The sequence below is a fragment of the Streptococcus sp. SM3 genome (genome assembly GCF_027497875.1).
In genome coordinates, this window is sequence record NZ_JAJNSA010000060.1 from 1 (window position 1) to 15,115 (window position 15,115).

Sequence of the window (15,115 nt, forward strand, 5' to 3'; positions counted from 1 at the left end):
CAATTAAATCTAACTGTATTCAAGACTGTCTGATAAGTAAAATCTTTAACATCATCCCAAGACATCTCAAAGACTTGATTAGAACGATTTTCAGTTACATCACTGATGTCCATCAAGTAGATTCCCTTAGGTGTGAATGCCAGAATCTTAGGCTTCACACTCGACTGAACATAGTAGGAACCGCCTATAATGAAAAAATCAATAAAGGATTTCAACCATGTCTTTTTCTTAAAAGCCATCAGAAAATTCTTTTGCCCTTCAATGCGACAACTTGAAAGAAATGATGCAATCTGTTTTTCTGTCGCAAACTCCATAATAGCACCCATGATGATACCTCCATAACGATTAGTAAATAGGCAGATAAGAACTCTTCACATAAAAGAAGAACTTATCATTTGTTGCGTTTTATCTTACTTTTTAGTAGACAGTATCCCTCCTATAAAATTAATTTAATCTATGTATCCTCAATTAGCTATGAGAGACCTTCGAAAATAACTTTTCGCAACTTTTATTATATTCATTATATCATAAATCTGATAAACAATTTAAAAAATGTAAGCACTTTTCTTCCAACTTCGCTATCATTCTATTAAAAAACGACAGCTTCTTTCGAAACCATCGTTTTTCTTGAAAAATCCTTATTTGACGTGTTTTGCCAATTCTTCTTGGGCTTTTTTATTGGATTCTTCTTTTTCTTTCAGCCATTTTTCTTTGGCTTTTTCATATTCTTCTTTTGTGACTGTCTTATCTTGTACTTTGAGGTATTTATATGATTCAATACCTTTATTACCAGCTAATGAATATGGTTCTGAGAAAGGAACTGTCTTTCTCAATACTGGTGTTCCACCCTTAGACACATTTGGAATTGCTAAAGCGCTATCTACCAACCAAGCTTGGATATCAGCATACTTTTCATAGCGTTTTGCAAGATCTTGTTCCTTATTGGCTTCTTCCAACATTTGAGTGTAGACATCTAGTCCAACAGCCTTGGCCTTGTCATTGGCTTCACCTGGCTCTAAACCTAGATTTTGCATCAGACCACCAGAATTAACATTAAAGACATCAAGATAGGTTGAAGGATCTTGGTAATCAGGACCCCAACCACCGTTATATAGATCGTAATCTTTCTGAGCAGCAGTCTGAGCCAAATAGCTTGTATTGTCATAATCTTCAGTAGTGAGTTGTTGAATATCAATTACAACGTTCTCTGCACCTAAGGCTGCTTCAATAGATTGCTTCATAGAGTTTGCCTCTTGGACACCCTTTTTAGCAGCTTGGTCAACTGTCATGTCCAAGTGGATAGGAAATTGGACTCCTTTAGCTTGGAGTTCTTTCTTAGCCTCTGCAAATTTAGCCTTGGCTTTTTCAGCATTGTAGTATGGATCCTGAGCATCCGCAAAGTTGATTCCTTGCCATTCCTTACCATAATTCACCATCTTAGAGGCTACTACTTCACCAAAGTCTTTTCCGTTGATACTTACGAAGTTTGGAGGAACAACCAAGTTACGCAAAATCTTAGTTGCTCCATCTTCTCCCTGAGATTGAGCCCCGTAAGCTGTACGGTCATAGGCAAAATTAATGGCTTGACGGAAGTTCTTGTTAAGAACCGCTTCTTGAGTCGATTTCTTTTCAGCATCACTTGTTTTTGAAGTGAATTTATAAGATTTTCTATCTAGGTTAAAGTTTAAGAAGTAAGAAGTAGCATCCTGTAAACTATAGATGATATTGTCCTTATTCTTTTCTTTAATTCCTTCAAAACTTGAACTATTTGGATAAAGGCGAGCGTAGCTATAAGCACCCTCTACAAAGTTACGAGCCAGTGCATCTTGGTCACTACCATCATAATAGGCCAATTTCACATCATCTACAAAGACATTTTTAGCATCCCAGTAGTTAGGATTTTTCTTGAATTCAATGACAGATTTTGAAACAAAGGATTTCATCAAGAAAGGTCCATTGTACAAAATGCTAGATGGGTCTACCTTTCCAAAATCATCCCCTTTTGATTTCAAGAAATCCGCATTGACTGGGAAGAGAATGGTTGAAGTTGTTTTTGAGTTCCAGTAAGATTCTGGTCGTGTCAAGGTATATTGAACCGTTTGGTCATCAAGAGCCTTGACTCCGACAGTTGAAAAGTCTGTTGTTTTACCAGTGATATAGTCATCTAAACCAGCAACGGATTCTTGCACCAAGTACAAGGCTTCTGATTTTTTATCAGCTGCATATTTCAAACCAGTTACAAAATCTTGGGCAGTTACAGGAGCATATTCATCTCCATCTGCAGTATACCATTTAGCATCTTTACGTAGTTTGTAGGTATAGGTCAAACCGTCCTTAGAAACACTCCAATCCTCTGCCAAGGATGGAATATAGTTTCCATACTGGTCATTTTCCATGAGTCCATCTACCAAATTAACCACGATATCATTAGTTGTTGCACGGTTTTCTGCTAGATAATTCAAACTAGACGGATCACTAACATAAACATAGTTATATGTTTTTGACGCTGTGCTGGAATTTCCACACGCGCTTAATAAAATACCTGCACTTAATACGACACCTGCAAGCGTTGCATACTTGGCTTTAGACTTTTTCATCTCCAGAACCTCCTGATTTAAATATTTGTCTTATTATACAACTTGAGTTTTATTTAGTCAATAGATTTTTAAGTAAAATTTAAGAAAAATTAAATTACCATCTACAAACTTTAGTTATTATTCTACAAATTAATAAAAAAGAGAATAATTCAAGCATTTCATGATAGAAATGTTCAAATTATCCCTTTTATTTATAAATATTTTTTAAGTTAACTTTAATTTGATTCGTAAGCGATCTGCTTGGGCTTTTCCAATCACCTTATCCAATAAACGGGTACGGAGGCTCATAATTCCATAAACTCCTCCACCCATGGCACCGATAAGAGTTACATATAGAAAACTCCACAAACGTCCACTTGGTTGGAAGACAAATCCCAGTACCCACTGAATAGCGCCTACACCGATGAACATAACAAAAGTCAACAAACTGATTAAAATCGTTCTCCTAAATACCACATTACCTCTCATTCCTGTTACCCTACATAGTTCACGATAAATGAATAGAATAGGGATGATAAGAGCGATTGATGTTGAAATCAAAGGACCATAACTGTGAAAAAGATAAATTGTTGGTAATTGCAAGACTAGCTTAGCAACTGAACCATAGAAAAAGTAACGGATTGCTTTACGGTTATGGAACATAGCCTGAAGCATTGGTGACAAAACCATATATACACCCAAAATGGTTGACTGCAAGACCGCAAAGATAAACAAACCTAATGCCAAACCATCTGGCTTCCCGTAAAATATGGTATAAATAGGTTCACCGACCATGACCACTCCCACTGTTGCAGGAAAAAGAAACAATAGAAGCATCGTTAGATTATCTTGAATCAATTTAGAGGCAGACCTCAAATCACCTTTAACATAGTTTTCGGTCAAAAGTGGCAAGCCTACACCACCAATCGAAACTCCTAAGGAAATCAAAATCATAGTGATTTTATTAGGATTGGCTGAGAAATAAGAAAACATGACAACCAAGTCTTCATTACTATAGTTGGTAAACCAGCTCATACTATTGATGAAGGTCATCTGATCCAAAATCTGGAAAAGCTGGATAGCAGACCCTGTCAGGATAAAAGGAATGGCTTCCTTAATGGTATCGACCAAAAGACGCTTACTATTAATCTTATCTCCTGTTTCAAGGACTCTTTTAAGTAATCCTTCTTTGGCAAGGAAATAGATCAAAACTGCAAAACTAGCTACCATGCCGACAAAGGCAGCAAAGGTGGATTGGGTAACCGCTACTAGATAATCTCCTGAGCCCATTTTCATAATCATAAAGGTAGCTAAGAGCATCCAGATAACACGAATGACCTGCTCAGCAATTTGGCTCATGGCATAAGGTTTCAAGTTATTCATCCCTTGGAAGAAGCCTCGGATAACACTCATAGATGGGAAAATCAAGACCGCCCAAGCCAAACTCTGCATGATTGGGATCAGGTCTTTCCCTACACCCGACAAGTCTGCTAGCCATGGAGCAAAGAGATACAAGACTAAAGCAAAAACCAGACCTAGTCCTGTCATAAAGCCTAAAAAGCTCCGAATCAGGGCAAAGCTATGCTCTTCTTCTCGCATGGTATTATACTTGGCCACTTGCTTGGCCACCGCAACTGGAATCCCTGCTGTTGAAATCAGCAAGAACCAGGCATAGATATTATAGCCCATGGTGAAGAGACCATTTGCTGTAGCCGCATAAGACCCCATCCAGATATACCAAGGGATGATATAAATGGCACCGAGTAGACGACTGATAAAGTTACTAGCCGTTAGCCAAGCAGTCCCCCGTAACATCTGGGCCTGCTGGTGATTGTTTTCGTTAGACATAGATTCCTCATTTAATTTTAATCACTAGGAAAAATTCCTCATCTTCCATTATAAACTTTTCCTTGTCACTTGTAAATTTACGACTTTCGGTTTACAATAGAAAGTATGATTAAGATTGAAACCGTATTAGATATTTTAAAGAAAGATAGTCTCTTCCGTGAGATTATCGACCAAGGACACTATCACTACAACTACAGCCATGTCGTATTTGATACCATCTGTTATGACAGCCGCAAGGCCAAAGAGAAGAGCCTCTTTTTCGTCAAGGGGGCTTCCTTTAAGAAGGAATTTCTGCTTTCAGCCATCTCTCAAGGCCTCGGTTGGTATATGGCTGAAGAAGACTATGAAGTTGGTATTCCTGCTATTATCGTCAGTGATATCAAGAAAGCCATGAGTTTGATTGCCATGGAATTTTATGGAAATCCACAGGACAAACTCAAACTCCTTGCCTTTACTGGAACCAAGGGTAAGACAACAGCAGCCTATTTCGCCTATAACATCTTATCTCAAGGGCATCGACCTGCTATGTTGTCAACTATGAACACAACTCTAGATGGCGAAACTTTCTTTAAGTCTGCATTGACAACCCCTGAGAGTATTGACCTCTTTGACATGATGAATCAAGCTGTGCAAAATGACCGTACTCACCTCATCATGGAGGTATCCAGTCAGGCCTATCTGGTCAAACGTGTCTATGGTCTAACCTTTGATGTGGGAGTTTTCCTCAATATCAGTCCAGACCATATCGGCCCGATTGAACACCCTAGCTTTGAAGACTACTTCTACCATAAGCGTCTCTTGATGAAAAATAGCCGAGCAGTCATCATTAACAGTGACATGGACCACTTCTCTGTACTAAAAGAACAGGTGGCAGATCAAGACCATGATTTCTACGGTAGTCAGTCGAGCAACCAAATCGAGAATTCCAAAGCCTTCAGTTTTTCAGCTAGTGGTAAACTCGCTGGAGATTATGATATTCAACTCATTGGACACTTCAACCAAGAAAATGCCGTTGCTGCTGGACTTGCTTGCCTCCGTCTCGGAGCTAGTCTTGAGGATATCAAAAAAGGAATCGCTGCAACCCGAGTTCCTGGTCGTATGGAAGTCCTCACCCAGAAAAATGGAGCCAAGGTCTTCATCGACTATGCCCACAATGGTGACAGTCTGAAAAAACTCATCAATGTGGTTGAAACTCATCAAACTGGAAAAATTGCTCTGGTTCTCGGTTCGACAGGAAATAAAGGAGAAAGCCGTCGTAAGGACTTTGGCCTCCTCCTCAATCAACACCCTGAGATTCAAGTCTTTCTGACTGCTGATGACCCCAACTACGAAGACCCAATGGCCATTGCGGATGAAATCAGTAGCTACATCAATCATCCTGTTGAAAAAATTGCGGATCGCCAAGAAGCTATCAAGGCAGCTTTGACTATCACAAGTCAAGAATTAGATGCAGTTATTATCGCCGGTAAGGGAGCCGATTGCTACCAAATCGTCCAAGGAAAGAAAGAAGCCTATCCTGGAGATGCAGCCGTCGCAGAAAATTATTTATAAGATAGTAAAAAATCAAGGGAAATGAAACCCTTGATTTTTTCTATTTTTATTTAAAAGCGTTTTTCAAACCTTCAACGGCACCTTCTACAGCACCTTTAGCGTCTTCAACTACTTCTTTTGCCTTAGCAACTGTCTTTTCTACAGCACCTTCTGCTTCAGTCTTACCATCCCCAGTAACTTTACCAAATCCTTCTTTGATAGCGCCTGTTGCTTGTTCCAATTTGTTTTCAAGTGACATATGATTGTCTCCTTTAATTTTATTCCGATATGTGTTACCGGTTACATATAGTTTATACTTAATCCTAAGGAAAGTCAAACAATGTGCTCAGAAACAAAATTTCACGCTAAGTAGAAAGTTAATCTCTCCTTGTCAAAATCGACGGTCAACTCATACTTCCCCTCTTCATTTTGGACAATATAGTCTAGGACGACCAAACTATCCACAAAGATATCACGGCGTTTCTGTATAAGCTGGTCTTTTTTGAGAAATTTCAACAAAAAAGTCGTCATATATTTGAGAGCATACTCAGGATTAACATCTCCCAAAATGTCATAGAGATCCTGCTGTTTTTCTGTCAAAGGATACTGATGTTTGACCTTGTAGAAATAATTGGAAAGGGTCATTTTTGATCTCGCAAAGTCCGTCTTTTCAACTAAAATAGCTGCATTGGTTTGATTTCGTAATTCCGTCTCAAAACTCTGCTCTAACAAGGCTTGATAGGCCGGACTATCTTCGCTAACAAAAATCTCTTGATCCAGTTCGAGATTATCGAGTGATTCAAGCATAGGAAGATTAAGGTAATAGCGCTTATTTTCTCGTAGAATCAAGCCTGCCTTTATATACTCTTCCATGAGTTTATCAACTGCAACATCTGGAAATTGAGCCTTAATTTCTCGTAAAATCACATCCTCATGCTGGTCCAGATAGCGGATCAATTCTCTAAAAAATGGCTGTCTCGTCAAACGAGATGGATTAAAAATCTGAATCATGAAGATTCCTTTCTTTACATTCTAACAGAGGCGATGCTGCCAACTGACTAGGATTGGTCCCCGGCTGGTTCAAAGGAACAGGCAGACCTAGTCCTCTGTAATACTCTCTCCAAAAATCACTAATCTCCTGCTCCCCATCCCCAAATTTCATAGGTATGGTTTCAAATATCGGTAGAATTTCTGCCATGTACTGGAAACAGTAAAAACCAGCTTCATCTGGATAGAAAGAAGCATTATAAGGAGCTCCCAGATGTTTGCAAGCTTTTTCCTTCACAGACTGGATATCCATTTCTGGGTAAACATAGAGGTCGTACAAATGATTGGGCTCAAAGAAGTTTGCTGGTTCTTGACAGACCACACTAGCCTGTCCACTAGCGTGGTAAATCATCCCATCCAAACAAATCGCAACATGGCTATAGTCGCCTGTGGAAGTCTGGATGGCCTGCCCCATATCTGACTCATCTCTCACAAAAATCAAATCGCCATTTTCTAACATGCTTCACTCCTAGAAAAAAAGGAGCCGAAACTCCTTTCGATATAAGTCAAACTAGCCTTTCCTAATTTGAATTAACACTCAAAATCTTAAGCATTAAAGCTTTCAGTCAATTGAGGTACCACTTGTTTCTTACGTGAAACGGCACCAGCAAGGAAGGCATGATTGTTTTCAAGTTTGAAGTTGAAGGCTGCTTCAACCTTGTCCATGTTAGCACCAAGAGCCAAGATTTCTGAGTTTGAGTTGACGATATCTGTAATCATCAAGACAAAGTCAGAGTAGCCGTTTGCTGTGTTGGCAGCTTGCATTGCAGCTTCGATTTCTGCTTGACGTTCCAAAACTTCAGCGATGTCAACTGTGTTTACTTGGGCAACACGAACATTGTTTCCGTTCAATTCAAAAGTTTTAGCATCGATGTCAATCAATTCGTCAGCAGATTTGCTGGCCAAGTTAGTACCTGCCTTCAACATTGCAAGACCATATTCTTCCAAGTTCACACCAGCCAATTCAGCCAATTCAGGAGCAATAACCTTATCTGTTGGGTGTGTTGTTGGTGATTTCAAAAGAAGGGTATCTGAAATCAAACCTGAAAGCATCAAACCAGCAATCTCTTTAGGTACAGCTACACCATGTTCTTTGAACATACGGTAAACGATTGAAGACGCTGACCCAACTGGCTCCAAACGCATGTAGAGTGGGCTTGCAGTTTCAAAGTTAGCCACACGGTGGTGGTCTACAACACCATAAACTTCTACTTCAGCGATATCTGATACAGATTGTTGGAATTCATTGTGGTCAGTTAGGATAACTTGCTCTGCACCTTCTGCTTTGGCAGAAGTGATAACACGCGGTGCTTCTACACCAAAATAGTTCAAGACAAAGGCTGTTTCTTCATTTGGAGTTCCAAGTGCAACAGCTTCCGTATCCAAACCGTAAGCTTCTTTTGCAAGGTAGGCAAAGGCTACAGATGACCCGATGGCATCTGAGTCTGGATTTTGGTGACCAAATACTAGAATCTTAGACATGATAATACCTCATTTTGTTTATTCTCTTTATTGTAGCATTTTTTTCGCTTTTTGACAAAAGTAAGAGGAGTCAAAGGACTCCTCACGATTCTTCAAAATAACTGAGTAAATTTCTATCTTGATTTTCAGATAAAAATCTTTCCTTCTGTGGCCTCTTCTTACGCTTGAGAAGGGCTTCTGCCGACATGGCTTCTTCCTTACTGGCAAAACCTTGAGCATAGATGAGTTTGACTGGCAATCGTGCTCGTGTATATTTAGCTCCCTTCCCACTATTGTGGACAGCGAGGCGTCTTCTCACATCAGTCGTATAGCCTGTATAGTAAGATCCATCACGACACTCCAGCACGTACATATAAGCCTTATGATCCATAATAAATCTCTTCGAGTTCCGGCGTATAAGAGCCATCATCATTGTGGACAATGAGAGGTGGCAAAACCTTAAAGCCACTTGTCGAGCCATCCTTGATAGCCTCAATCAAGAGCATATTGGCTTCCTTTTCTCTTTTTGGATAAACAAACTGCAGGCGCTTAGGGGCTAGATTATGCCGTTGTAAGCTGTCCAAGATATCTAAAAGCCGATCAGGACGATGAACCATGGCCAAGCGTCCATTCGATTTAAGAATACTCTGGGCACTACGACAGATTTCCTGCAAATTGGTCGTGATTTCATGTCGCGCCAAGAGATAATGTTCACTCTCGTTCAGATTGGAATGAGGATCCACCTTGAAATAGGGCGGATTACACAAAATCATATCTACCTTACTTCCCTGAATGTAAGCAGGCATATTTTTCAAATCATCACAGATGACCTCCATCTGCTCTTCCAAACCATTCAAACGGACAGAGCGCTCAGCCATATCTGCCAAACGCTCCTGAATCTCAACAGCCAAAATCTGTGCCTGAGTCCGAGTGCTAGCAAATAGCCCAACTGCTCCATTTCCAGCGCAAAAATCCACTATCAAGCCCTTTTTAGGAAAACGTGGAAAACGTGACAAGAGAACACTATCCACCGAATAGCTAAAAACCTCTCTATTTTGAATGATTTTAATATCTGTCGAAAAGAGCTGGTTAATGCGCTCCCCCGATTTTAATAATTGTTCTTCTTCCATGGTCCTATTATAGCAAATTCATATTAACATTACAAAAGATAGAGGTTTCTAACTAGTGCTTCTGATTCTTCAAATGTTGGAGAGCTTCCTTGGTCCAAATTGGCATCATTCGTTTGAGAGGCGCAAAGCCGTAGTTAAAACGGTCGCTTGAAAAGCGTCTCCGTCTCGGAAACTGGTGCTTTTCTTCCTCCAAAGTGCGGATAGAAAGACTGGCTTTCCCTGTAAATTCATCTAAATCCACTACCTGAACCTGAACCTCTTCATCGACTTTCAAGGCTTCTTGGATATTTTCAATAAAGCCTGTCCGAATCTCTGAAATGTGAATCAGCCCCGTATCACCCGTCTCTAGCTCAACAAAGGCACCGTAGGGCTGAATCCCTGTAATACGCCCCTTTAGCTTATCACCGATTTTCATCTTAGTCCTCGATTTCAATTGTTTCAATCACGACATCTTCAACTGGCTTGTCCATAGCCCCTGTCTCAACAGCAGCAATGGCGTCCAAAACAGCGTAAGAAGCTTCATCAGCTAACTGACCAAAAACAGTGTGTCGACGGTCTAGGTGAGGAGTTCCACCTTGGTTAGCATAGATTTCTGCGATCGGTTCTGGCCAACCACCACGAGCAATTTCTTTCTTAGAATAAGGCAAATGTTGATTTTGCACGATAAAGAACTGGCTACCGTTGGTATTTGGACCAGCATTGGCCATGGAAAGAGCACCACGGATATTGTAAAGTTCTTCTGAGAATTCATCCTCAAATGATTCGCCGTAGATTGACTCGCCACCCATACCAGTTCCAGTTGGGTCTCCACCTTGAATCATAAAGTCCTTGATAATACGATGGAAAATGACACCATCATAGTAACCATCTTTTGAAAGAGCTACAAAGTTAGCCACTGTTTTAGGAGCATGTTCAGGGAAGAGCTTGATGCGCAAGTCTCCGTGATTGGTCTTAATAGTCGCCAACGGACCTTCTACTGTTTCAATATCTACTTGTGGGAAATGCAATTCTTTTTCTACCATACCAAATCCTTCTAAGGCATTAAAAATGCCATCTTCTTCTAGTGTTTTTGTTATATAATCTGCTTTTTCTTTGATTTTATCATGAGAAATTCCCATGGCAACGCTGATTCCAGCATAATCAAAGAGTTCCAAGTCATTCAGCCCATCTCCAAAAACCATGACGTTCTCTGGTTTCAAGCCAAGGTGTTCCACAACCTTTTCCACACCCGTCGCTTTGGAGCCTGAAATCGACACAATATCAGACGAATGTTGATGCCAACGAACCATACGAAGTTTGTCAGAGAGACTGTCAGGAAAGTGCAAGTCATCTCCCTTATCTTCAAAGGTCCACATCTGATAGATATCTTCTTTCTCGTGGAAATCGGGATCCACATCTAAATCAGGGTAAATTGGATTGATAGCTTCACTAATCATATCAGTGCGAGTCGACAACTTGGCATCGTGACTCCCAACCAAGCCATACTCAATTCCTTCTTGCTTGGCCCAAGAGATATACTCTTCAACATCTGACTTTTCAATCTGATGTTGGTAAATGACCTGACCTTTTTTATTTTCGATGTAGGCCCCGTTTAAGGTTACAAAAAAATCAGGCTTGAGGTCACGAATCTCTGGAACGACACCGAAAATCCCTCGTCCAGAAGCAATACCTGTTAAGATTCCTTTCTCACGTAATTGCTTAAAAACAGTTGGGATTGAAGCTGGAATAAAACCGGTCTTGGAATTTCGCAATGTATCATCAATATCAAAAAAGATAATCTTTATCTTCTTTGCCTTATATCTTAATTTGGCATCCATCTCACTACCTCTTTCAATCTAACTCTTTCCATTATACCATAAAGTAGGCAAATCCCACACCCCCAATGAAATCCTTGTCTCTTATCCGAATTCCTTTACTAGATACAGAACCAAATCATCATTATTTTGGCTAGTTGCATTCATTTCCAAGGGTTGATTTCGATACCAGACACCTGTCCCATCTGGAATATATCCCCGTCTGATATACAATCTCTGGGCAGGGCCATAGCCTAAGTGCAAACCTACACCAAGAGTGACCTTGTTCGAAACAAACTTGACTCGTTTTTCTGCTTCTTCTAGCAGTTGATTCCCAATCCCTTGATTTCGAAAAGGCTCAAACACATTAAAATCTGATAATTCTGGATAGACTTCTGCAAAAGGACCATGTTTAGCAGAGGGTAAAATGGTAACGTAGCCCGCTACAGCACCATCAATCTCTGCAACTAAAACTTCTCTCTCCCCACTTTCCTGTTCCAGAAAATATCTAGCCAAAATTTCCTCTCTACCAGGCCAACCCTGATTGATAAAGCCATGAAATAAGGATTCAATATCAGACTTAATCATATTTCTAATCGTACAATTCATCTTTAACTTACCCACCTTTACTCTTTCTATTACCATTATAGCACGCCAAGGTCAGAAAAAAACTATCTCGTGAAAAAGATCCAACCGGGTCGTGAAAAAGAGGTCCACTGGACCCAAACTCGCTCTCTCATTTCAAGGCTCGTGAAAAAAAGACCCAACCGGGTCTTAATTCGCTTTCTTTTTTCCGAGCTCATGAAAAAGAGGTCCGCCCGGACCTCTTTTTTAATCTTCGTTTACGAAAGGCATCAAAGCCATTACGCGAGCGCGTTTGATAGCTGTTGTTACTTTACGTTGGTTTTTAGCTGAAGTTCCTGTTACACGACGAGGAAGGATTTTCCCACGTTCTGAAACGAAACGGCTAAGAAGCTCAGTATCTTTGTAATCAACATATTCAATTTTGTTTGCTGCGATGTAATCAACTTTTTTACGGCGTTTGAATCCGCCACGACGTTGTTGAGCCATGTTTTTTCTCCTTTATAATTTTAATTGTCCATTAGAATGGTAAATCATCATCTGAAATATCCAATGGATTTGTTGCTCCAAATGGATTTTCATCACGTGAAAAGTCTGGTACTGAATTTGTAGGCGCTGAATAGTTTGCAGTTGGTGCAGAATAAGCCCCACCTGTGTGACCCTCACGCACACTACGGCTTTCCAACATTTGGAAATTCTCAGCCACGACCTCTGTCACGTAGACACGTTGTCCTTGCTGGTTATCGTAACTACGAGTCTGGATACGACCTGTCACCCCGATAAGTGAGCCTTTTTTAGCCCAGTTAGCAAGGTTTTCAGCCTGTTGGCGCCACATAACGACATTGATAAAATCAGCCTCACGTTCGCCATTTTGACTCTTAAATGTACGGTTTACTGCAAGAGTAAAAGTCGCAACTGCTACATTTGATGGGGTATAACGCAACTCAGCGTCACGTGTCATACGCCCTACAAGTACAACATTGTTAATCATAGTTTACCTTCTTACGCGTCAGTTTTGACGATCATGTGACGAAGAATGTCAGCGTTGATTTTTGAAAGACGGTCAAACTCTTTAAGAGCTGCGTCGTCGTTTGCTTCAACGTTAACGATGTGGTAAAGTCCTTCACGGAAATCTTTGATTTCGTATGCAAGACGACGTTTTTCCCAAGATTTTGATTCAACAACAGTTGCACCGTTGTCAGTCAAAATAGAGTCAAAACGTGCTACCAAAGCGTTTTTAGCTTCTTCTTCAATGTTTGGACGAATAATATAAAGAATTTCGTATTTAGCCATTGATATGTTCCTCCTTTTGGTCTAATGACCCCAAGACTTTACAAGGGGTAAGTGAGGTTCGCTCACAATAAACTATTATACTAGAAAACATTTTTTTACGCAAGTAAAAACACCGAAATATAAAAAGAAGATGACGAATCATCTTCTTAAAAAATACAACTCTATAGAGAATGATTAATATTTTAGTATTTATCAAACTATAGAGATTACGGATCCGTTTTACTGATTTTTACCAAAGACATCTCGATAGAGCATTCCTGTTCGTAAACTCTCTGCACCTCCTCCTAATTGCTCTACCAGCTCGTAGGCAAAGGCAAGGGCTGTTGAAGGGCCTCGACTGGTTGTCAATTGACCATCTACCACTACTGTTTCCTTGACGTAGTGACCATCAAGAATTTGCTCTTGAACACCGTCATAACAAGTGTACTGCTTGTTTTTCAATAGCCCTGCTTGATTGAGGGCAATTGGTGCAGCACAAATGGCTGCTAGTTTTTTTCCTTCTTGCTCGAAGCTTTGCAACTCTTGAATCAAGGCCTGATTATCGCGTAAATGTGCAGAACCAGGCATCCCTCCAGGAAGAACAATCATATCATAGTCTGATAAATCGCCATCAAAGACACGATCTGCTCTGACTTGGATTGCATGCGAACCAGTCACTTGCTCTTCAAAACCAACCATATCACAAGTAATATTTGCACGACGCAAGACATCTACAACTGTCAAAGCTTCAATTTCTTCAAAGCCTTGAGCTAACATAACTGCTACTTTTACCATGATTTTCTCCTTATTTGATTTGTTTTAATACAACCTTTTTCCGTTTGAATGGAACTTTTCCGCTCTTTTCTTCAGCTAGATTAGTCTGGTAACTCATCGATAAAAGCAAGCCAACGCCAATCAAGTTACTGATAATAGCCGATCCTCCTTGCGAAATAAAAGGCAAGGGAATCCCAGTCAAAGGAAGCAAACCTGTCACGGCACCGATATTCTCAAAGATATGGAAGAGCAACATCATAATCAAACCTGTAGAAATATAGGTATAGAACTGGTTATTTGATCTAAGAGTAATCTTCAACATACGATAAATCAGCATAAGATAAAGGGCGATAACAAGGACAGAGCCAATAAAGCCAAAATCTTCTGCTATAACCGTGAAAATCATATCCGACTCTCGAACTGGAATAAGCAGATTAGAAGCATTAAAACCCTGTCCAAACAAGCCACCGCTTCCAATGGCAATCTGTCCTTGAGCCTGCTGATAGGTCGTTGTTTGAGCAAAGTCAAATGGATTGAGCCAAGCCAAAATACGGTTGATTTGGTAGGTCGGCATTCCCAGTTGATGGAGAAAAGCCCGACCGTCCTTGCTGATAAAAATAGCTAAGAAACCAGCAATTCCAGTTACAGCAGTCACAAATACTGGGATAATAATTTTCCAAGAAACCCCCGATAATAAAACGATTCCTGAGAAAATGGCTACAAAAACCAAAGCCGTCCCTAAGTCACTTTGAAGTGCCAAAAGAACTAGGACTGGAATGGTAAAGAGAATCATCCAAAAAATTAATAAAAAGTCCAGCGGAACTGTGCGTCTCCATTCCTTATGTTTCTTTGTAAATTGGACAATGACACGGGCCAACATGAGGATATAGGATATCTTCATAAATTCTGACGGCTGGAACAAGGTAACACCATTTACCGATACCCAGTTTTTGGCACCCGTTGATGCAACTAAACTTGGATTATAAAAGACGATAGGTAAGACCATAAGTCCCAAGCCTAAAATATATAGAAAGGGTGTCACCTTCCAAAGAAATTCTGTATTGAAGAGCATGACCACAAAACCAATTACAAGTCCCAAGGC

The 15,115-nt window shown here is 40.2% G+C and carries 18 protein-coding genes; 1 reads left to right on the plus strand and 17 read right to left on the minus strand.

From position 1 onward, the window contains the following. From PAN06_RS09165 to PAN06_RS09175, 3 genes are all read right to left on the minus strand, one after another. Positions 1 to 326, minus strand: a 326-nt coding sequence (locus PAN06_RS09165; protein WP_269796143.1) for a hypothetical protein, incomplete at its 3' end; no start/stop codon positions are given. A 312-nt stretch (positions 327 to 638) separates the two neighbouring features. Beyond that, the gene (locus tag PAN06_RS09170; RefSeq protein ID WP_120770402.1) at positions 639 to 2,597 is read right to left on the minus strand and encodes a peptide ABC transporter substrate-binding protein; all 1,959 of its coding nucleotides are present in this window, start codon (positions 2,595 to 2,597) and stop codon (positions 639 to 641) included. A 204-nt stretch (positions 2,598 to 2,801) separates the two neighbouring features. Beyond that, entirely contained in the window at positions 2,802 to 4,424 is a 1,623-nt protein-coding gene (locus PAN06_RS09175) for a polysaccharide biosynthesis protein (protein ID WP_269796144.1), read from the minus strand. A gap of 105 nt (positions 4,425 to 4,529) precedes the next feature. Between PAN06_RS09175 and PAN06_RS09180 the strand changes: the two genes are divergently transcribed. Continuing rightward, positions 4,530 to 5,975, plus strand: coding sequence for a UDP-N-acetylmuramoyl-L-alanyl-D-glutamate--L-lysine ligase (locus tag PAN06_RS09180; RefSeq protein WP_269796145.1), 1,446 nt, complete (start codon positions 4,530 to 4,532; stop codon positions 5,973 to 5,975). 46 nt (positions 5,976 to 6,021) lie between these two features. Here PAN06_RS09180 and PAN06_RS09185 read toward each other — a convergent pair whose 3' ends face one another. The 14 genes from PAN06_RS09185 to PAN06_RS09250 all read right to left on the minus strand — a co-directional run. Continuing rightward, on the minus strand, positions 6,022 to 6,213 hold the full coding sequence (locus tag PAN06_RS09185; RefSeq protein WP_000051182.1) for a CsbD family protein: 192 nt from the start codon (positions 6,211 to 6,213) through the stop codon (positions 6,022 to 6,024). Between the two features lie 101 nt (positions 6,214 to 6,314). Continuing rightward, the gene (locus PAN06_RS09190; protein ID WP_269796146.1) at positions 6,315 to 6,965 is read right to left on the minus strand and encodes a DUF1803 domain-containing protein; all 651 of its coding nucleotides are present in this window, start codon (positions 6,963 to 6,965) and stop codon (positions 6,315 to 6,317) included. After that, a complete protein-coding gene (locus PAN06_RS09195) occupies positions 6,949 to 7,461 on the minus strand; it encodes a YiiX/YebB-like N1pC/P60 family cysteine hydrolase (RefSeq protein ID WP_269796147.1) in 513 nt (170 codons plus the stop codon). Before PAN06_RS09195 ends, PAN06_RS09190 begins: the two co-directional genes overlap by 17 nt. An 86-nt stretch (positions 7,462 to 7,547) precedes the next feature. After that, positions 7,548 to 8,483 carry a manganese-dependent inorganic pyrophosphatase gene (locus tag PAN06_RS09200; RefSeq protein WP_084929702.1) on the minus strand — a complete coding sequence of 312 codons (936 nt, stop codon included), beginning with the start codon at positions 8,481 to 8,483 and terminating at the stop codon, positions 7,548 to 7,550. An 82-nt stretch (positions 8,484 to 8,565) separates the two neighbouring features. Beyond that, positions 8,566 to 8,853 (minus strand): GIY-YIG nuclease family protein, encoded by a 288-nt coding sequence (locus PAN06_RS09205; protein WP_033689123.1) that lies wholly within the window; start codon positions 8,851 to 8,853, stop codon positions 8,566 to 8,568. Further along, positions 8,843 to 9,592, minus strand: coding sequence for a tRNA1(Val) (adenine(37)-N6)-methyltransferase (locus tag PAN06_RS09210; RefSeq protein WP_000390769.1), 750 nt, complete (start codon positions 9,590 to 9,592; stop codon positions 8,843 to 8,845). Before PAN06_RS09210 ends, PAN06_RS09205 begins: the two co-directional genes overlap by 11 nt. A 52-nt stretch (positions 9,593 to 9,644) precedes the next feature. Beyond that, the gene (locus PAN06_RS09215) at positions 9,645 to 10,007 is read right to left on the minus strand and encodes a S1 RNA-binding domain-containing protein (RefSeq protein ID WP_000689605.1); all 363 of its coding nucleotides are present in this window, start codon (positions 10,005 to 10,007) and stop codon (positions 9,645 to 9,647) included. Position 10,008: 1 nt separating this feature from the next. Continuing rightward, positions 10,009 to 11,409, minus strand: coding sequence for a bifunctional Cof-type HAD-IIB family hydrolase/peptidylprolyl isomerase (locus tag PAN06_RS09220; RefSeq protein ID WP_269796148.1), 1,401 nt, complete (start codon positions 11,407 to 11,409; stop codon positions 10,009 to 10,011). Positions 11,410 to 11,490: 81 nt separating this feature from the next. Continuing rightward, positions 11,491 to 11,994, minus strand: coding sequence for a GNAT family N-acetyltransferase (locus PAN06_RS09225; protein WP_269796149.1), 504 nt, complete (start codon positions 11,992 to 11,994; stop codon positions 11,491 to 11,493). Positions 11,995 to 12,216: 222 nt separating this feature from the next. After that, the gene (gene rpsR, locus PAN06_RS09230; protein WP_000068664.1) at positions 12,217 to 12,456 is read right to left on the minus strand and encodes a 30S ribosomal protein S18; all 240 of its coding nucleotides are present in this window, start codon (positions 12,454 to 12,456) and stop codon (positions 12,217 to 12,219) included. A 31-nt stretch (positions 12,457 to 12,487) separates the two neighbouring features. After that, complete coding sequence (gene ssbA / locus PAN06_RS09235; protein ID WP_000609606.1) at positions 12,488 to 12,958, minus strand: single-stranded DNA-binding protein SsbA; 471 nt, start codon at positions 12,956 to 12,958, stop codon at positions 12,488 to 12,490. 11 nt (positions 12,959 to 12,969) lie between these two features. Further along, on the minus strand, positions 12,970 to 13,260 hold the full coding sequence (rpsF, locus tag PAN06_RS09240) for a 30S ribosomal protein S6 (RefSeq protein WP_001151778.1): 291 nt from the start codon (positions 13,258 to 13,260) through the stop codon (positions 12,970 to 12,972). 219 nt (positions 13,261 to 13,479) lie between these two features. Next, positions 13,480 to 14,034: a DJ-1 family glyoxalase III gene (locus PAN06_RS09245; RefSeq protein WP_269796150.1), complete on the minus strand. Its 555-nt coding sequence runs from the start codon at positions 14,032 to 14,034 to the stop codon at positions 13,480 to 13,482. Positions 14,035 to 14,044: 10 nt separating this feature from the next. After that, positions 14,045 to 15,115: FtsW/RodA/SpoVE family cell cycle protein (locus PAN06_RS09250; protein WP_269796151.1), on the minus strand; the 1,071-nt coding region annotated here is incomplete at its 5' end.

Excerpts from the sequence above, each read along its gene's own strand:
- PAN06_RS09185 (WP_000051182.1), bottom strand. The coding sequence starts at position 6,213 with ATGTCACTTGAAAACAAATTGGAACAAGCAACAGGCGCTATCAAAGAA.
- rpsR (WP_000068664.1), bottom strand. The coding sequence starts at position 12,456 with ATGGCTCAACAACGTCGTGGCGGATTCAAACGCCGTAAAAAAGTTGAT.
- PAN06_RS09190 (WP_269796146.1), bottom strand. The coding sequence starts at position 6,965 with ATGATTCAGATTTTTAATCCATCTCGTTTGACGAGACAGCCATTTTTT.
- rpsF (WP_001151778.1), bottom strand. The coding sequence starts at position 13,260 with ATGGCTAAATACGAAATTCTTTATATTATTCGTCCAAACATTGAAGAA.
- PAN06_RS09170 (WP_120770402.1), bottom strand. The coding sequence starts at position 2,597 with ATGAAAAAGTCTAAAGCCAAGTATGCAACGCTTGCAGGTGTCGTATTA.
- PAN06_RS09205 (WP_033689123.1), bottom strand. The coding sequence starts at position 8,853 with ATGGATCATAAGGCTTATATGTACGTGCTGGAGTGTCGTGATGGATCT.
- PAN06_RS09210 (WP_000390769.1), bottom strand. The coding sequence starts at position 9,592 with ATGGAAGAAGAACAATTATTAAAATCGGGGGAGCGCATTAACCAGCTC.
- ssbA (WP_000609606.1), bottom strand. The coding sequence starts at position 12,958 with ATGATTAACAATGTTGTACTTGTAGGGCGTATGACACGTGACGCTGAG.
- PAN06_RS09175 (WP_269796144.1), bottom strand. The coding sequence starts at position 4,424 with ATGTCTAACGAAAACAATCACCAGCAGGCCCAGATGTTACGGGGGACT.
- PAN06_RS09200 (WP_084929702.1), bottom strand. The coding sequence starts at position 8,483 with ATGTCTAAGATTCTAGTATTTGGTCACCAAAATCCAGACTCAGATGCC.
- PAN06_RS09195 (WP_269796147.1), bottom strand. The coding sequence starts at position 7,461 with ATGTTAGAAAATGGCGATTTGATTTTTGTGAGAGATGAGTCAGATATG.
- PAN06_RS09180 (WP_269796145.1), top strand. The coding sequence starts at position 4,530 with ATGATTAAGATTGAAACCGTATTAGATATTTTAAAGAAAGATAGTCTC.
- PAN06_RS09225 (WP_269796149.1), bottom strand. The coding sequence starts at position 11,994 with ATGAATTGTACGATTAGAAATATGATTAAGTCTGATATTGAATCCTTA.
- PAN06_RS09220 (WP_269796148.1), bottom strand. The coding sequence starts at position 11,409 with ATGGATGCCAAATTAAGATATAAGGCAAAGAAGATAAAGATTATCTTT.
- PAN06_RS09215 (WP_000689605.1), bottom strand. The coding sequence starts at position 10,007 with ATGAAAATCGGTGATAAGCTAAAGGGGCGTATTACAGGGATTCAGCCC.
- PAN06_RS09245 (WP_269796150.1), bottom strand. The coding sequence starts at position 14,034 with ATGGTAAAAGTAGCAGTTATGTTAGCTCAAGGCTTTGAAGAAATTGAA.